This window comes from Pseudomonas sp. PK-RTE-24, from assembly GCF_054052265.1.
This window is the reverse complement of record NZ_CM133224.1, coordinates 5,730,841-5,746,699: the sequence shown is the minus strand read 5'-3', so window position 1 is coordinate 5,746,699 and position 15,859 is coordinate 5,730,841. Positions and strand designations below refer to the sequence as shown.

The window sequence follows — 15,859 nt, the reverse complement described above, 5'->3', positions numbered from 1 at the left end:
GCAGGGGGTTAGCGGTGTACAATGCGCCGCGTTTTAACTGTGACCCTCTGCGTAATCGCAAAAATCTCGAGGCTATCCGCCTTGTTCACTCCGCCGCGCCACAAGCGTGCCGGGTTCGATTTCGTCACAGATAAAAACAAACAGGTGACGCATGACCGTTGTAAATGAGCTGAACTCCTGGTGCCTGCGCTGGGGTTTGATCGGGGCTGCCTGAAATCGCAACCTTGCAGCAACGTCTACTGAACATCATCAAACCTTGCGTGAGACCTTTTCATGAGTGGACAACCCTCGCAATCAGGCGAGCTTAAGCGCGGCCTGAAAAATCGCCATATTCAACTGATCGCCCTCGGTGGCGCGATCGGTACCGGATTGTTCCTCGGTTCTGCCGGGGTACTGAAATCCGCCGGCCCGTCGATGATCCTCGGCTACGCCATTTGCGGCTTCATCGCCTTCATGATCATGCGCCAGCTCGGCGAAATGATCGTCGAAGAGCCGGTGGCCGGTTCCTTCAGCCACTTCGCGCACAAATACTGGGGCGGTTTCGCCGGTTTCCTCTCCGGCTGGAACTGCTGGATTCTGTACATTCTGGTGGGCATGTCCGAGCTGACAGCGGTCGGCAAGTACATCCATTACTGGGCGCCGGACATCCCGACCTGGGTCTCCGCTGCTGCATTCTTCGTGCTGATCAACGCGATCAACCTGGCCAACGTCAAAGTCTTCGGTGAGGCCGAATTCTGGTTTGCGATCATCAAGGTCGTGGCCATCGTCGGCATGATCGCCCTGGGCAGCTACCTGCTGGTCAGCGGCCATGGCGGCCCGCAAGCCTCGGTCTCCAACCTGTGGTCCCACGGCGGTTTCTTCCCCAATGGGGTGAGCGGTCTGGTGATGGCCATGGCGATCATCATGTTCTCCTTCGGCGGTCTGGAAATGCTCGGTTTCACCGCCGCTGAAGCCGACAAGCCGAAAACCGTGATTCCGAAAGCGATCAACCAGGTGATCTACCGCATCCTGATTTTCTACATCGGCGCGCTGGTGATCCTGCTGTCGCTGACTCCTTGGGACAGCCTGCTGGAAACGCTCAACGCCTCGGGCGATTCCTACAGCGGCAGCCCGTTCGTACAAGTGTTCTCGATGCTCGGCAGCAACACCGCCGCGCACATCCTCAACTTCGTCGTGCTGACCGCCGCGCTGTCGGTGTACAACAGCGGCACCTACTGCAACAGCCGTATGCTGCTGGGGATGGCCGAGCAGGGTGACGCGCCGAAAGCTCTGGCGAAGATCGACAAGCGCGGCGTGCCGGTGCGTTCGATTCTGGCTTCGGCGGCAGTGACGCTGGTTGCCGTGTTGCTCAACTACCTGATCCCGCAGCACGCGCTGGAACTGCTGATGTCGCTGGTGGTTGCGACGCTGGTGATCAACTGGGCGATGATCAGCTACTCGCACTTCAAATTCCGCCAGCACATGAACCAGACCAGACAGACGCCGCTGTTCAAGGCGCTGTGGTACCCGTACGGCAACTTCGTCTGCCTGGCGTTCGTGGTGTTCATCCTCGGCGTGATGCTGCTGATCCCGGGAATTCAGATCTCGGTGTACGCGATTCCGGTGTGGGTGGTGTTCATGTGGGTCTGCTACCTGATCAAGAACAAGCGCAGTGCCCAGCAGGCGCTGCCAGTGATCGCCAAGTAACCGCTCAAGCAGAAACAGCAAACCCGGCCAAGTGCCGGGTTTGTTGTTTTGAGATGGAAAAATCTGGCATCACACCGAACCCTGTGGGAGCGTGCCTGCTCGCGAAAGCGGTCCATCAGAAACATCTGCATCGACTGACACACCGCCTTCGCGAGCAGGCTCGCTCCCACAGAGGTTGAGTGAATCAGGTTATCCTGCACGCTCTGATTACGGACGCTTTTCCATGCTGGTGATTTCCAACAATGTGCATCTGCCGGATGCCGAGATCGAATTGACCGCCATCCGCGCGCAGGGCGCCGGTGGGCAGAACGTCAACAAGGTCTCCAGCGCCATGCACTTGCGCTTCGACATTCCCAACTCGTCATTGCCGGAGTTCTACAAGGAACGCCTGCTGGCGCTGCGTGACAGCCGTATCACCAGCGACGGCGTGCTGATCATCAAGGCGCAGCAATATCGCACCCAGGAAGCCAACCGCGCCGATGCGCTGGAGCGGCTGGTCGAGCTGATTCTCAGCGCCACCAAAGTGGAAAAGAAACGCCGCCCGACCAAGCCGACCCTCGGCTCGAAGAAGCGTCGGCTGGAGTCGAAAACCAAGCGCGGCAGTATCAAGGCCGGGCGCGGCAAAGTGGATTTTTAAGCCTCGCGGTATTTTGCCGTGTGCCTATACAGATAGACACTCAAGCCAAGTCCGCTCAACGCAGCGAAGGCTGCGAACAGGAAGATCGAAGCAAAACCGAATCCTGCTGCGATCGCCCCGGCCAGCGGCCCGGTGATCCCCAGCGACAAATCAATGAACAGTGAATAGGCACCGACCGCCGCGCCACGGCTCGAGGCCGGCACCAGATTCACTGCTTCCACGCCCAGCGCCGGGAACACCAGCGAGAAGCCGAAACCGCTCAGCGCCGCGCCCGCCAGTGCCCAATGCGCATCCGGCGCGATCCACAGCAACAACAAACCCAACGTTTCCACCGACAGGCAGGCAATCGCCACGCGGAAGCCGCCGAGGCGGTTGATCAGGTTGCCGAACAGCAGCCGCGCGCCGATGAAGCTGGCGCCGAACAGGCTCAGGCACAGCACCGCGTTGTCCCAGTGCTGGGTCGCGTAGTACAGGGTGATGAAAGTGGCGATGGTGCCGAAGCCGATCGAACCCAGCGCGAGCCCGCAGCCGTGGGGGAAGACTTTGCCCAGCACATGCATGAACGGCAGGCGTTCACCGGCGACGATCGGCGCGGCGGTCTTCGGCCATGCCAGCGCCAGACCGAGCAAAGCGAGGAGGATGATGCTCACGCCCATGCTCCACAGCCCCAACCTGCTTACCAGCCACACACCGAACGGCGCGCCGATCGCCAGGGCGCCATAACTGGCGATGCCGTTCCAGGAAATCACTTTCGCCGTATTCGCCGCGCCGACCCGGCCGATGCCCCAGCCAATCGAACCGGAACCGACCAGGCTTTCCGCGCTGCCCAGCACCAGACGGCCAATTAAGAGGCTGATCAGACTGAGCAGCGGCAGGTTCGGCGTCCACGCGGAAATCAGCATGAACACACCGCTCAAGCCGCAACCAGCGAGGCCAATCATCACTGCGCGTTTGCTGCCCTGGTTGTCGATGATCTTGCCGGCATACGGGCGGCTGAGCAGGGTGGCGAGGTATTGCACGCTGATCACCAGCCCGGCGATCACGGCGCCGAAACCAAGGTCACTGTGGACATAGCCCGGCAACACGGCGAGCGGGATGCCGATGTTCAGGTAACCGATAAAGGTGAAGAGGACGATGGAGACTACTTGCAGCGTAACCGCCAGCGGACGCTGGGGCTCGGATATAGACGACATGGGTAACGATCCACGGGAGCAGCAGATTAGATAGGCTGCTTATGATACCGGCGTGAACCGTTCAGGGGCGGGGAAAAGTAAAACTATTTGCCGGGCGGCGCTTTCACGATTTCGCCGGGGCGACCAGTTGCGTGGTGACGAGGGCGGCGAGGGCGTTTTCTTCGCTGCCGAAACGTTCGAGCAGGGCAGCTTGCTTCTCGGGCGAGAGGCGATTCCAGATCTCGATCATCTTCTCGGTGGCGCCGATCAGCACGGCAGCTTGGCTTTCGGAGAATTCGTCGGTCATGGCGGGCTCGGGTTTCAGGCAGTGTGGAAAGCGCATGTTAGCGCTTTCCACACGGTCTGTACGGCGGGTCTTACTCTTCGCTGTCGGCTTTGCGGCTGTCAGCGGCTTCCTGCGGCTCGGGCTTTTCAGCGCCGGCGTGTTGCGGGGTCGTCTGCTCAGGTACGTGCAGGCTTGGGAAGGGGAGATTGGGAATCTCGTGCATGGGTGCGCTCCTCGCTAAGTCTGTTGATAGATCAGGTGCTCCGCGCTTTACAAAGCCTGCGCAGGATACAGCAGGAAAAATGACAATCAGACTTTTAATTCAAATTAATGCGACAGATGGCCGCAGGGGAGGCAAGCGCTGGGTCTGCTGATCGTTCCCACGCTCTGCGTGGGAACGCCTCAATGGACGCTCTGCGTCCGCTGTTGGGACGCGGAGCGTCCCGGGCTGCATTCCCACGCGGAGCGTGGGAACGAGCATAGGGGGCTATTTGCAGGCGTCAGCGATGGCGTCCGCGAGCGATGCGAGGCGGGTGGCGTCGATGCCGGCGACGTTCGCGCGGCCGGAACTGACCATGTACACGCTGTGCCGCTCGCGCAGGGTTTTCACCTGTTCCGGCGACAGGCCGGTGTAGGAGAACATCCCGCGTTGCACACCGATGTGCGCGAAGCGCTCGCGCAAACCGTGGGGTTCCAGCGCTTCGACCAGACCGCTGCGCAGCTGGGCGATCCGCAGACGCATCGCTTCCACTTCATCGGCCCAGCGCGCTTTCAGCTCTGGATCGGCGAGGATGGTCGCGACCACCGCCGCGCCGTGATCCGGCGGCGTCGACCACAGATTGCGGGCGATGTTGGCCAGTTGGCTGCGGATGTCGATGAGCTTGTCGGCGCTGGTCGCGCAGACGATCAGTGCCCCGGTACGGTCGCGATACAGGCCGAAGTTCTTCGAGCAGGAACTGGTGATCAACAGCTCCGGCAGCTGTGCCGCGAACAACCGGGTCGACCACGCGTCCTGCTCCAGGCCATCGCCAAAACCCTGATAAGCAAAGTCGATCAGCGGCAGCAGATCGCGGCTGCGCACCACTTCAAGCACGCGCTTCCAGTCGTCATGGCTCAGATCGAAGCCGGTCGGGTTGTGGCAGCACGCATGCAGCAGCACCACGTCGCCCTTCGGCACTTCCTTGAGCACGGCGAGCATCGCTTCGACGTCGAGGCGATTGTCACTGCCCACATAAGGGTAGTGACTGACCTTGACCTTGGCGGCGGCGAAAATGGTTTCGTGGATCGGCCAGGTCGGGTTGCTCAACCACACGCCTTTGCCCGGCAGGCATTGGGCGATGAAGTCGGCAGCCAGACGCAGGGCGCCGGTGCCGCCCGGGGTCTGGGTGGCGCCGGCGCGTTGTTCGGTGATCAGTTGTGAGTCGGCACCGAGCACCAGCTCATTGATGACCTTGCCGAACAGCGGGTTGCCGTGGCCACCGATGTAGGTTTTGGTGTCCTGGCTTTCGACCAGTCGCGCTTCGGCGATTTTCACCGCTTCCGGGATCGGCGTCAGGCCCTGGGCATCCTTGTAGACGCCAACGCCAAGGTCGAACTTGCGCGGATTGGCATCCTGAGCATAGGCCTCCATCAAACCGAGAATCGGGTCGCCGGGGACCCGGCCGATGACGTCGAAGTGCATTACTTGCGTCCTTCTGCGGTCTTCGCTACTTCGTCAGTGCGCGCGGCCATGATGAAGTCGTTGCGGTGCAGGCCTTTGATCGAGTGGCTCCACCAGGTCACGGTGACTTTGCCCCACTCGGTCAGCAGGCCCGGGTGGTGACCTTCGGCCTCGGAGATCTCGCCCACGGCGTTGGTGAACGCCAGAGCGTGTTTGAAGTTCTTGAACAGGAAAACTTTCTCCAACTGCATGATGCCGTCGCGTACTTCGATGTTCCAGTCAGGGATCTGCTTGATCAGGATCGGCAGTTCCTCGTCGCTGACTTGTGGCGCATCGGCGCGGCAGGCTTCGCAGTGGGCTTGGTTCAAAGTCGACATGGTGGATTCCTGAAAACGAGTGTGTTTTTTATTAAAGCGCGTGTGCCGTCAATGCCGTCACGCTAAAGCAAAGTGGCGGCGACGGACAGACGCAATTGTCAGCAAAAGTCGCGGTTCAGGCGGCTTTGGGTTTCGGCGGAAATTTCGGCGCGTGCAAGCCCAGCTGCATGCCCTGACGGACCATGGCCATGATGTCTTCATGGGCCACATCGAACAGGCGCTTGAGATTGGGCAGGACGAAGTACAGCGGTTGCAGGATGTCGATGCGATACGGCGTGCGCATGGCTTCCAGCGGATCGAAGAGCTGATGTTCGGGCTCGTCCGACAGGCAGTAAACGGTTTCTTTCGGCGAAGACAGAATCCCGCCGCCGTAGATGCGCTTGCCGTGCGGGGTGTCGACCAGGCCGAATTCGATGGTCATCCAGTACAACCGGGCCAGATACACGCGCTCTTCCTTGGTCGCCTGCAGGCCGAGCTTGCCATAGGTGTGGGTGAATTCAGCGAAGTAGGGGTTGGTCAGTAGCGGGCAGTGGCCGAAGATCTCGTGAAAGATGTCCGGCTCTTGCAGATAGTCGAGTTCTTCGCGGGTACGTATGAAGGTGGCGACGGGGAATTGCTTGCTGGCAAGCAACTCGAAAAACGTCTGGAAGGGAATCAGTGCTGGCACCCGGGCAACCTGCCAGCCGGTGGTCTCGCCGAGGACTTTGTTGATCTCGGCCAGTTGCGGGATGCGGTCGTGGGGCAGACCGAGTTTTTCGATACCGTCCAGATATTCCTGGCACGCACGACCTTCAATCACCTTCAACTGGCGAGTGATCAGCGTGTTCCACACCGCATGTTCTTCGGCGGGGTAGTCGATAAAACCTTGCGCATCGGGCTCGCGAGCCACGTATTGCGTCTGCTTCATGCTGCTCTCCTGCTAGGAAATTCGTTTTTGTTATGTCCAGCGATGGCTAAAGGAATACCCGAGAGTGACAGGGTGTGCAGCATGTTGACCGGTGTGTGCGTAGGAAAATTCTGCTTGTTTCGTAAAGTTATCGTTACGCTTTGTCGGGTAATGCGCATTTACGGTGATTGGCGGGTTTGAAAAGGGTCGGGGCTGTCACATAATCTTGACAACTATCTGCGTGCCCCGACAGAAACATCTGCCCCGGGCGCGCCACAGAACCCTGTGGGAGCGAGCCTGCTCGCGAAAGCGGTCTGTCTGACACATCGATACTGGATGAGCTGGCGCCTTCGCGAGCAGGCTCGCTCCCACAAGGACATGTGTTTATCTTTCAAACCTGTCGGACCTTTTTCTATGCGCATCAAAGTCCACTGCCAGAATCGCATCGGCATCCTGCGTGACATCCTCAATCTGCTGGTGGCGTACGGGATCAACGTCGCACGCGGCGAGGTGGGTGGTGAGCATGGCAATGCGATCTACCTGCACTGCCCGAACCTGATCAACATCCAGTTCCAGGCGTTGCGCCCCAAGTTCGAGGCAATCGGTGGGGTGTTCGGGGTTAAGCGCGTCGGGCTGATGCCCAGCGAACGCCGGCACATGGAATTGAACGCACTGCTCGGCGCGCTGGAATTTCCGGTGCTGTCGATCGACATGGGCGGCTCGATCGTTGCGGCCAACCGCGCGGCGGCGCAGTTGCTCGGGGTGCGCGTCGATGAGGTGCCGGGGATTCCGCTGTCGCGCTACGCCGAGGATTTCGATTTGCCGGAATTGGTGCGCGCCAACAAATCGCGAATCAACGGCATGCGGGTCAAGGTCAAGGGCGACATCTTTCTCGCTGACATCGCGCCGCTGCAATCGGAACACGACGACAGCGAGGCCATGGCCGGCGCCGTGCTGACGCTGCACCGCGCCGATCGGGTCGGCGAGCGAATCTACAATGTGCGCAAGCAAGAGCTGCGCGGGTTCGACAGCATCTTTCAAAGCTCGAAAGTCATGGCCGCTGTGGTCCGCGAAGCGCGGCGCATGGCGCCGCTGGATGCGCCGCTATTAATAGAAGGCGAAACCGGCACTGGCAAGGAATTGCTGGCGCGCGCCTGCCACCTCGCCAGCCCGCGCGGACAGTCACCGTTGATGGCGCTCAACTGCGCCGGACTGCCTGAGTCGATGGCCGAGACCGAACTGTTCGGCTACGGCCCCGGCGCTTTCGAAGGCGCTCGCGCTGAGGGCAAGCTGGGCCTGTTGGAGTTGACCGCTGGCGGCACGCTGTTTCTCGATGGCGTCGGCGAGATGAGCCCGCGCTTGCAGGTCAAGCTGCTGCGCTTTCTTCAGGACGGTTGCTTCCGTCGCGTCGGCAGTGATGAAGAGGTGTATCTGGACGTGCGGGTGATCTGCGCGACGCAGGTGGACTTGTCCGAATTGTGCGCGCGCGGTGAGTTTCGCCAGGATCTCTATCACCGCTTGAACGTACTGTCGCTGCACATCCCGCCGCTGCGCGAGTGCCTCGACGGTCTGACGCCGCTGGTTGAACACTTTCTCGACCAGGCCAGTCGGCAGATCGGCTGTCCGCTGCCGAAACTGGCTCCGGCGGCGATGGATCGCCTCAGCCATTACCACTGGCCGGGCAATGTGCGGCAGCTGGAGAACGTGCTGTTCCAGGCGGTTTCCCTGTGCGACGGCGGCACGGTCAAGGCCGAACATATTCGCCTGCCGGATTACGGCGTGCGTCAGCCGCTTGGCGATTTTTCCCTCGACGGCAGTCTGGACGAGATCGTCGGGCGTTTCGAAAAAGCGGTGCTGGAACGGCTGTATTCCGAGCATCCAAGCAGTCGGCAGTTGGGCAAGCGACTCGGTGTGTCGCACACGACGATTGCCAACAAGTTGCGTGAGTATGAGGTTGGCAAAACCTCCGAAAGCTAAATAGAGCCTTTGTGGCGAGGGGATTTATCCCCGATGGGCGGCGAAGCCGCCCCGCTTTTTCTTCCCAGCGACCTCATTTGCAGGCTTGGCGACTGCTGCGCAGCCGAACGGGGATAAATCCCCTCGCCACAGGATCTCCATCCCCCGCCGAACTCAGGATTGCCACTAACCGGCATGACACCGCCGGTTTTTCGTCTTCGACCCATTTCAGATTCCCCCTCCGATCCCCTCAAGTCCCCTGTTTACCGGGCCTTCGCCCGCCAATAAAAAGTTGGTCTGCAAATTGCTTATGGCTGAGCAGTACAGCGGTGGGCGGCAAACGTCCGGCATGCAGAGGAAACACTGTGGACAAGTACCTTTATGTGGCAATGACCGGCGCCAGCCAGAACGCACTGGCGCAGCGGGCGCATGCCAACAACCTGGCGAACATTTCCACCAACGGCTTTCAGCGCGACCTCGAGCAGGCGCGTTCGATGCCGGTATTCGGCGACAGCTTTCCGGCGCGCGCGTTTGCCATGAGCGAACGTCCTGCCACCGACTTCACGCCGGGCTCGCTGGTGCAGACCGGTCGTGAACTCGACGTCGCGGTATCCGGCAACGGTTTCATCGCCGTGCAAAACCCCAGCGGCGGCGAAAGCTACGTGCGTACCGGCAGCCTCAACATCGACGCCCTCGGCGTACTGCGCGCCGGCAACGGCATGCCGGTGATCGGTAACGGCGGCCCGATCGCCGTGCCGCCCGAGCAGCAGGTGGAAGTCGGCGAAGACGGCACCATCAGCATTCGCGCAATGGGCGAAGGTCCGCGCGTCATGGCCGAAGTCGACCGGATCAAGCTGGTCAACCCGGACATCAAGAACATGAACAAAGGCCTCGACGGTTCGATTTACACCAAGGACGGCCAGCCGGCGCAAGCCGACGCCAACGTCAAACTGGTCTCGGGTTTCCTCGAGTCGAGCAACGTCAATGCCGTGGAAGAAATGACTTCGGTGCTGGCCCTGGCCAAGCAATTCGAGTTGCACGTCAAGATGATGAACACCGCCAAAGACGACGACCAGGCCATGGCTCGGGTCTTGCAGATCAGCTAATTATCAGAACGTCGCGCCGTAAAACAGGCGCACGAGGAGAATCGAATGCTTCCGGCTCTATGGGTTGCCAAAACCGGTCTGTCCGCCCAGGACACCAACCTGACCACCATTTCCAACAACCTGGCGAACGTTTCGACCACGGGTTTCAAACGTGACCGTGCCGAGTTCCAGGACTTGCTCTATCAGATCAAGCGTCAGCCAGGCGCCCAGTCGACCCAGGACAGCGAACTGCCGTCGGGTCTGCAAGTGGGTACCGGTGTGCGCATTGTCGGCACCCAGAAAAACTTCACCGCCGGCAGCCTGCAAACCACCGAGCAGCCGCTGGACATGGCCATCGACGGTCGCGGTTTCTTCCAGATCCTGCAGCCGGACGGCACCACGTCCTACACCCGTGACGGTACTTTCCACCTCGACTCCAATGGCCAAATCGTCAACGCCAGCGGTTTCGCCCTGGAACCGGCGATCATCATTCCGAACGATGCGCAGACCTTCACTGTCGGCCGTGACGGCACCGTGTCGATCACCATCGCCGGCAACCCGGCCTCGCAAGTGATCGGCAACCTGCAGACCGCCGACTTCATCAACCCGGCCGGTCTGCAAGCCGTGGGCAACAACCTGTTCCTGGAAACCGCTGCTTCCGGCGCGCCGCAGATCGGCACCCCGGGCCTGAACGGTTTCGGTACCACGCTGCAGAACACCCTGGAAACCTCGAACGTCAGCACCGTTGAAGAGATGGTCAACATGATCACCACTCAACGCGCCTACGAGATGAACTCCAAGGTGATCTCCACCGCCGACCAGATGCTCTCGTTCGTAACGCAGAATCTGTAATCCAGTCTTTGGGGCGGCCTGAGGTCGCCAGCAACACCGTGAGGTAGGGTCATGAAGCGCTTTGTATCTGTTCTGGCATTGAGTGGGGTCGTCTCGCTCGCGGGCTGCGTCGCCCCGACGCCCAAGCCCAATGACCCTTACTACGCCCCGGTGTTGCCGCGCACACCGTTGCCGGCGGCTGCCAATAACGGCTCGATCTATCAGGCCGGCTTCGAGCAGAACCTGTACAGCGACCGCAAGGCGTTCCGGGTCGGTGACATCATCACCATCACCCTGAACGAGCGCACCCAGGCGAGCAAGAACGCCAACTCGCAGATGGACAAGAACAGCGATAACTCGATTGGTCTGACCTCGTTGTTCGGCTCCAGCCTGACCACCAACAACCCGATTGGTGGCGGTGACCTGAGCCTGAACGCTGGCTACAGCGCCGACCGTTCGACCAAGGGCGACGCCAAGTCCGGGCAGAGCAACAGCCTGACCGGTTCGATCACCGTGACCGTGGCCGACGTGCTGCCCAACGGCATCATCGCCGTGCGTGGCGAGAAGTGGCTGACGCTCAACACCGGTGACGAACTGGTGCGCATCGCCGGTATGGTCCGCGCCGATGACATCGCGACCGACAACACCGTGTCGTCGACCCGCGTCGCCGATGCGCGCATCACCTACTCGGGTACCGGCGCGTTTGCCGATACGAGTCAGCCAGGCTGGTTCGACCGTTTCTTCCTCAGCCCGCTGTTCCCTTTCTAGGTGGCTACGTTGAATCTGAAAAGCCTTATGGTGGCCGCGTTGTTGATGTCTGCGGCGTTCACCGCACACGCCGAGCGGCTGAAGGACATCGCCAGCATTTCCGGCGTGCGCTCCAACCAGTTGATCGGTTACGGCCTGGTGGTCGGGCTTAACGGCACCGGTGACCAGACGACGCAGACCCCGTTCACCCTGCAGACCTTCAACAACATGCTCTCGCAGTTCGGCATCAAGGTGCCGCCGGGATCGGGCAACGTGCAGTTGAAGAACGTTGCGGCGGTGTCGGTGAGTGCCGATCTGCCAGCGTTTGCCAAGCCAGGTCAGCAGGTCGACATCACCGTGTCCTCGATCGGTAACTCCAAGAGCCTGCGCGGCGGCACCTTGCTGCTGACGCCGCTCAAGGGTATCGACGGCAACGTCTATGCGATCGCTCAGGGCAACCTCGTGGTTGGCGGTTTCGACGCTGAAGGCCGCGATGGTTCGAAGATTACCGTCAACGTTCCGTCGGCCGGTCGCATCCCTGGCGGCGCGTCGGTGGAGCGTGCGGTGCCGAGCGGTTTCAACCAGGGCAACAGCCTGACGCTGAACCTCAACCGCTCCGACTTCACCACCGCCAAGCGCATCGTCGACAAGGTCAACGACATGCTCGGCCCTGGCGTCGCCCAAGCCATCGACGGCGGATCGGTGCGGGTCACTGCGCCACTGGATCCGAGCCAGCGTGTCGACTACCTGTCGATCCTGGAAAACCTCGAAATCGATCCGGGGCAGGCGGTGGCAAAAGTCATCATCAACTCGCGCACCGGCACCATCGTCATCGGCCAGAACGTGAAAGTGTCGCCAGCCGCCGTGACCCACGGCAGCCTGACCGTGACCATCACCGAAGACCCGATCGTCAGCCAGCCTGGCCCGCTGTCCAACGGCCAGACTGCCGTGGTGCCGCGCTCGCGGGTGAATGCCGAACAGGAAGCCAAACCGATGTTCAAGTTCGGCCCGGGCACCACCCTCGACGAGATCGTCCGTGCGGTGAACCAGGTCGGCGCAGCACCGGGTGACCTGATGGCGATTCTCGAAGCTTTGAAGCAGGCCGGCGCATTGCAAGCCGACCTGATCGTGATCTGAGGCCGGCCACCATGGATATGCGCAAAAGCGGTCTGGTCAGCAGCAGCGATTCGGGTTCCTACTCCGACCTCAATCGTCTGAACCAGCTCAAGGTCGGCGACAAGAACAGCGACGAAAACATGCGCAAGGTTGCGCAGGAATTCGAGTCGCTGTTCCTCGGCGAAATGCTCAAGTCGATGCGCTCGGCCACCGAAGCGCTTGGTCAGGACAACCCGCTGAACACGCCGGCGGCCAAGCAGTATCAGGAAATGTACGACCAGCAACTGGCGGTTTCGATGTCCCGCGAGGGCGGTGGTATCGGCCTGGCCGACGTGCTGATCCGCCAGATGTCGAAGAACAAGCCGATGGCGCCGGGCGAGGCTGCCGCCGCGTCCGCCGCCAAGCAGCAGGAAGCGCTGGCCAAGGCCGCCGCCGTGCCGACGCCGATTGCCGCTGGCACCGTCGCCACCGGTCCGCTGTCCCGCGTCAACGGCGAGCGTCCGTTGTGGGCATCGCGCTCGGTGCATGCGCCGAACAACACCGATATTTCCCATCGCAACGACATGGCGCTGATCAACCAGCGGCGTCTGGCATTGCCGCCGAAACTGGCCGATCGCTTGCTCGCTGGTCTGGTGCCGTCGGCGCCGAGCGTGGCCACTGCCACCACTGCGGCCGCAGCGACCAACGCCTTGCCGCAACGTGCTGCGACTACCGCCGTCACAGGTTCCGGCGCTTTGTACAACGGCGACTGGCTGGCCCGTGCCGAAGAGCAGAAAGCCGCTGGCGGGCAGATGCAGGTTTACGGCCGCGCCATGGCGCAGATTCCGCTGGCACCGGCGAAGAAGGCCTTCAGTTCCGCCGACGAATTCGTCAACACCATGTTGCCGATGGCCAAGGAAGCCGCTGACCGCATCGGCGTCGATCCGCGTTATCTGGTGGCGCAAGCGGCACTGGAAACCGGCTGGGGCAAATCGGTCATGCGCGCTCAGGATGGCAGCAGCAGCCACAACCTGTTCGGCATCAAGGCGAGCAGCAACTGGAAGGGCGATTCGGCCCGCGCGATCACCAGCGAGTTCCGCAATGGCGCGATGGTCAAGGAGACGGCCGAGTTCCGTTCCTACGCCTCGTACAAGGACAGCTTCCACGATCTGGTGACGTTGCTGCAGAGCAACAATCGCTATCAAGAAGTACTGAAGTCGGCCGATAACCCAGAACAGTTTGTACGCGAGTTGCAGAAGGCCGGTTACGCCACCGACCCGAACTACGCGACGAAGATTTCGCAAATTGCCAAGCAGATGAACAGTTTTGAAAACTACGCTGCGGCGGGTGTCTCCACCACGCCTTTATAAGGCACCAGGTAATAAGGTCTGAACCATGAGTTTGCTCAATATCGGGATGTCGGGACTGTCGGCCAGCCAGTCCTCTCTGGCTACGACAGGCAACAACATTGCCAACGTCGACACCGCCGGTTATTCACGTCAGCAAACCGTGCAGGGCACCAAGTCCTCGCAGCAGTACGGCAGCGTTTTCATCGGTACGGGCACGACCCTGGCCGACGTGCGCCGGGTGTACAACTCGTACCTGGAATCGCAGCTGCACACCGCGACGTCGCTGGACAGCGAATCGGCTGCCTTCCTCAAGCAGGCGACGCCGCTGGACGCGATGCTGTCGGACACCAACACTGGCCTGACCGGTGTACTGCAGAAATTCTTCACCTCGATGCAGGGCGTATCGACGTCGGCCACCGATGACACTTCGCGTCAGTCGGTGCTGACCGGTGCACAGGCGCTGACCAGCCGTTTCAATACCCTGGCCAAGCAGCTCAACGATCAGAACACCACGATCAACGGCAGCCTCGGCGACATGACTGCCCAGGTGAACAAGCTCGCCACGGCGATTGCCAATCTCAATCAGAAGATCGGCGAAATCTCCACCAGCGGCGGGGCGCCGAACGACCTGCTCGACAGCCGTAACGAAGCCGTGCGTCAGCTCTCCGAGCTGACCGGTGCCCAGGTCGTCGAGCGCGGCACCAGCTTCGACATTTATGTCGGCAGCGGCCAGCCGCTGGTCATCGGCAACACCACCAACAGCCTGAGCATGGTCGCGAGCAAGACCGACCCGTCGCGCATGTCGATCCAGATGGATCGCGGTTCGAGCACCATCGACATCACTTCGGTGATCAGCGGCGGCGAAATCGGCGGTCTGCTGACCTATCGCAAGGAAGTCCTCGACCCATCGCTCAACGAGCTCGGTCGCGTGGCCCTGGTGATTGCCGATCAGATCAACAGCCAGCAAGCCCAGGGCATCGACAAGAACGGTGACTTCGGTGCGGCGATTTTCAACAACATCAACAGTGCCGCCCTGATCAGTCAGCGCAGCATTGCGAAGGATGGCAACAGCGCCGGTTCGGGCAACCTCGATGTGACCATCAAGGACACCGGCAAGCTGACCACCAGCGATTATCAGGTGACCTTCACCAGCGCTACCGATTACACCGTCAAACGTTCCGACGGCACCGATCTGGGCGCATTCAGCACCACGACCAATCCGCCGCCAGTGATCGACGGTTTCACCCTGGCCTTGAATGGCGGCGCGCTGAGCGCGGGTGACTCGTTCAAGATCACGCCGACCCGCAACGCGGCGGCGAGCATTCAGACGGTCCTGACCGATCCGAAGAAAATCGCTGCGGCAGGTCCGCTGACCGGCGTCGCCAGCGCCAACGGTCTGGGCACGTACACCCAGCCGACGCTCAGCGACAAGATCGACATCTACAACCCGACCGCCCAGGCTGACATGCAGGCGGCGCTGAAGAATTCGACACCGGTCAAATTGGTGTTCGGCGCAGCCAGCGGTGGCAGCCAGTCGTACAACCTGGTCGACGCCAAGGGCGCGACCATCGGCACCGGCACCATCGTGCCTGGCCAGTCGAACACGCTGAATTTGAAAGTCGGCATCGTCGATGCCAGCGGCAACCCGGTGATGGACACTACCGTCACGCCGAACGTGCAGAAGACCTTCACCGTGCAGACCACCGTGGGCGGCACGCCGAAAACCGGCGAGACCTTCACCATGAACCTGACCGGTGCGGCGTCTTCGGACAACCGCAACGCCCAGGCACTGGTCGCGTTGCAAACCAAACAGACGGTGGACACCGGTTCGGCGAGCAAGGGCATCAGCCTGACCGACGCCTACAACACCCTGGTGACCAACGTCGGTACCAAGACCGCCCAAGGCAAGTCCGACAGCGCCGCGACCACGGCGATTCTGGAGAACGCCAAGGGTGCCCGCGATTCGTTGTCCGGGGTCAACCTGGACGAAGAAACCGGCAACCTGGTCAAGTACCAGCAGTACTACACAGCGTCTTCGCAGATCATCAAAGCTGCGCAGGAAACTTTCGCCACGCTGATCAACAGCCTTTAA

Annotated in this window: 15 protein-coding genes; 9 read left to right on the top strand and 6 right to left on the bottom strand. The window is 61.2% G+C overall.

The window, feature by feature from the left end:
• Positions 1-273 precede the first annotated feature (273 nt).
• On the top strand, positions 274-1,686 hold the full coding sequence (locus ACV8MC_RS25840; protein ID WP_252868992.1) for an amino acid permease: 1,413 nt from the start codon (positions 274-276) through the stop codon (positions 1,684-1,686).
• Between the two features lie 223 nt (positions 1,687-1,909).
• Positions 1,910-2,323 carry an alternative ribosome rescue aminoacyl-tRNA hydrolase ArfB gene (gene arfB, locus ACV8MC_RS25835; protein ID WP_016771119.1) on the top strand — a complete coding sequence of 138 codons (414 nt, stop codon included), beginning with the start codon at positions 1,910-1,912 and terminating at the stop codon, positions 2,321-2,323.
• Here the strand turns inward: arfB and ACV8MC_RS25830 are convergent.
• The 6 genes from ACV8MC_RS25830 to phhA all read right to left on the bottom strand — a co-directional run bounded on the left by ACV8MC_RS25830 (position 2,320) and on the right by phhA (position 6,725).
• Positions 2,320-3,507 (bottom strand): MFS transporter, encoded by a 1,188-nt coding sequence (locus tag ACV8MC_RS25830; protein WP_095180869.1) that lies wholly within the window; start codon positions 3,505-3,507, stop codon positions 2,320-2,322. The genes arfB and ACV8MC_RS25830 overlap by 4 nt on opposite strands.
• Positions 3,508-3,619: 112 nt before the next feature.
• On the bottom strand, positions 3,620-3,802 hold the full coding sequence (locus tag ACV8MC_RS25825) for a hypothetical protein (RefSeq protein ID WP_039761215.1): 183 nt from the start codon (positions 3,800-3,802) through the stop codon (positions 3,620-3,622).
• Between the two features lie 70 nt (positions 3,803-3,872).
• Positions 3,873-4,004 carry a hypothetical protein gene (locus ACV8MC_RS25820; RefSeq protein WP_016771117.1) on the bottom strand — a complete coding sequence of 44 codons (132 nt, stop codon included), beginning with the start codon at positions 4,002-4,004 and terminating at the stop codon, positions 3,873-3,875.
• Positions 4,005-4,268: 264 nt separating this feature from the next.
• Positions 4,269-5,462 carry an amino acid aminotransferase gene (locus tag ACV8MC_RS25815; protein ID WP_315434973.1) on the bottom strand — a complete coding sequence of 398 codons (1,194 nt, stop codon included), beginning with the start codon at positions 5,460-5,462 and terminating at the stop codon, positions 4,269-4,271.
• Positions 5,462-5,818 (bottom strand): 4a-hydroxytetrahydrobiopterin dehydratase, encoded by a 357-nt coding sequence (locus ACV8MC_RS25810; protein ID WP_016771115.1) that lies wholly within the window; start codon positions 5,816-5,818, stop codon positions 5,462-5,464. The genes ACV8MC_RS25815 and ACV8MC_RS25810 overlap by 1 nt, the downstream gene beginning before the upstream one ends.
• Before the next feature lie 115 nt (positions 5,819-5,933).
• Positions 5,934-6,725, bottom strand: a complete 792-nt coding sequence (phhA, locus tag ACV8MC_RS25805) for a phenylalanine 4-monooxygenase (protein ID WP_041478990.1) — start codon at positions 6,723-6,725, stop codon at positions 5,934-5,936.
• A 393-nt stretch (positions 6,726-7,118) separates the two neighbouring features.
• Here phhA and ACV8MC_RS25800 point away from each other — a divergent pair, with 393 nt between their 5' ends.
• From ACV8MC_RS25800 to flgK, 7 genes are all read left to right on the top strand, one after another.
• Positions 7,119-8,681 carry a sigma-54-dependent phenylalanine hydroxylase transcriptional regulator PhhR gene (locus tag ACV8MC_RS25800; RefSeq protein WP_016771113.1) on the top strand — a complete coding sequence of 521 codons (1,563 nt, stop codon included), beginning with the start codon at positions 7,119-7,121 and terminating at the stop codon, positions 8,679-8,681.
• 344 nt (positions 8,682-9,025) lie between these two features.
• Positions 9,026-9,766, top strand: coding sequence for a flagellar basal body rod protein FlgF (locus tag ACV8MC_RS25795; RefSeq protein WP_016771112.1), 741 nt, complete (start codon positions 9,026-9,028; stop codon positions 9,764-9,766).
• 45 nt (positions 9,767-9,811) lie between these two features.
• Entirely contained in the window at positions 9,812-10,597 is a 786-nt protein-coding gene (gene flgG / locus ACV8MC_RS25790) for a flagellar basal-body rod protein FlgG (protein ID WP_016771111.1), read from the top strand.
• A 51-nt stretch (positions 10,598-10,648) separates the two neighbouring features.
• The gene (gene flgH, locus ACV8MC_RS25785; protein ID WP_016771110.1) at positions 10,649-11,344 is read left to right on the top strand and encodes a flagellar basal body L-ring protein FlgH; all 696 of its coding nucleotides are present in this window, start codon (positions 10,649-10,651) and stop codon (positions 11,342-11,344) included.
• A gap of 27 nt (positions 11,345-11,371) precedes the next feature.
• On the top strand, positions 11,372-12,460 hold the full coding sequence (locus tag ACV8MC_RS25780) for a flagellar basal body P-ring protein FlgI (protein WP_024012083.1): 1,089 nt from the start codon (positions 11,372-11,374) through the stop codon (positions 12,458-12,460).
• A gap of 11 nt (positions 12,461-12,471) precedes the next feature.
• The gene (gene flgJ, locus ACV8MC_RS25775; RefSeq protein WP_122505913.1) at positions 12,472-13,788 is read left to right on the top strand and encodes a flagellar assembly peptidoglycan hydrolase FlgJ; all 1,317 of its coding nucleotides are present in this window, start codon (positions 12,472-12,474) and stop codon (positions 13,786-13,788) included.
• Between the two features lie 25 nt (positions 13,789-13,813).
• Positions 13,814-15,859: a flagellar hook-associated protein FlgK gene (flgK, locus tag ACV8MC_RS25770; protein WP_071171415.1), complete on the top strand. Its 2,046-nt coding sequence runs from the start codon at positions 13,814-13,816 to the stop codon at positions 15,857-15,859.

Bases quoted from the DNA above. Each gene is read 5' to 3' on its own strand.
- ACV8MC_RS25840 (WP_252868992.1), top strand. From the start codon at position 274: ATGAGTGGACAACCCTCGCAATCAGGCGAGCTTAAGCGCGGCCTGAAA.
- arfB (WP_016771119.1), top strand. From the start codon at position 1,910: ATGCTGGTGATTTCCAACAATGTGCATCTGCCGGATGCCGAGATCGAA.
- ACV8MC_RS25825 (WP_039761215.1), bottom strand. From the start codon at position 3,802: ATGACCGACGAATTCTCCGAAAGCCAAGCTGCCGTGCTGATCGGCGCC.
- ACV8MC_RS25820 (WP_016771117.1), bottom strand. From the start codon at position 4,004: ATGCACGAGATTCCCAATCTCCCCTTCCCAAGCCTGCACGTACCTGAG.
- ACV8MC_RS25815 (WP_315434973.1), bottom strand. From the start codon at position 5,462: ATGCACTTCGACGTCATCGGCCGGGTCCCCGGCGACCCGATTCTCGGT.
- ACV8MC_RS25810 (WP_016771115.1), bottom strand. From the start codon at position 5,818: ATGTCGACTTTGAACCAAGCCCACTGCGAAGCCTGCCGCGCCGATGCG.
- phhA (WP_041478990.1), bottom strand. From the start codon at position 6,725: ATGAAGCAGACGCAATACGTGGCTCGCGAGCCCGATGCGCAAGGTTTT.
- ACV8MC_RS25800 (WP_016771113.1), top strand. From the start codon at position 7,119: ATGCGCATCAAAGTCCACTGCCAGAATCGCATCGGCATCCTGCGTGAC.
- flgG (WP_016771111.1), top strand. From the start codon at position 9,812: ATGCTTCCGGCTCTATGGGTTGCCAAAACCGGTCTGTCCGCCCAGGAC.
- flgH (WP_016771110.1), top strand. From the start codon at position 10,649: ATGAAGCGCTTTGTATCTGTTCTGGCATTGAGTGGGGTCGTCTCGCTC.
- ACV8MC_RS25780 (WP_024012083.1), top strand. From the start codon at position 11,372: ATGGTGGCCGCGTTGTTGATGTCTGCGGCGTTCACCGCACACGCCGAG.
- flgJ (WP_122505913.1), top strand. From the start codon at position 12,472: ATGGATATGCGCAAAAGCGGTCTGGTCAGCAGCAGCGATTCGGGTTCC.
- flgK (WP_071171415.1), top strand. From the start codon at position 13,814: ATGAGTTTGCTCAATATCGGGATGTCGGGACTGTCGGCCAGCCAGTCC.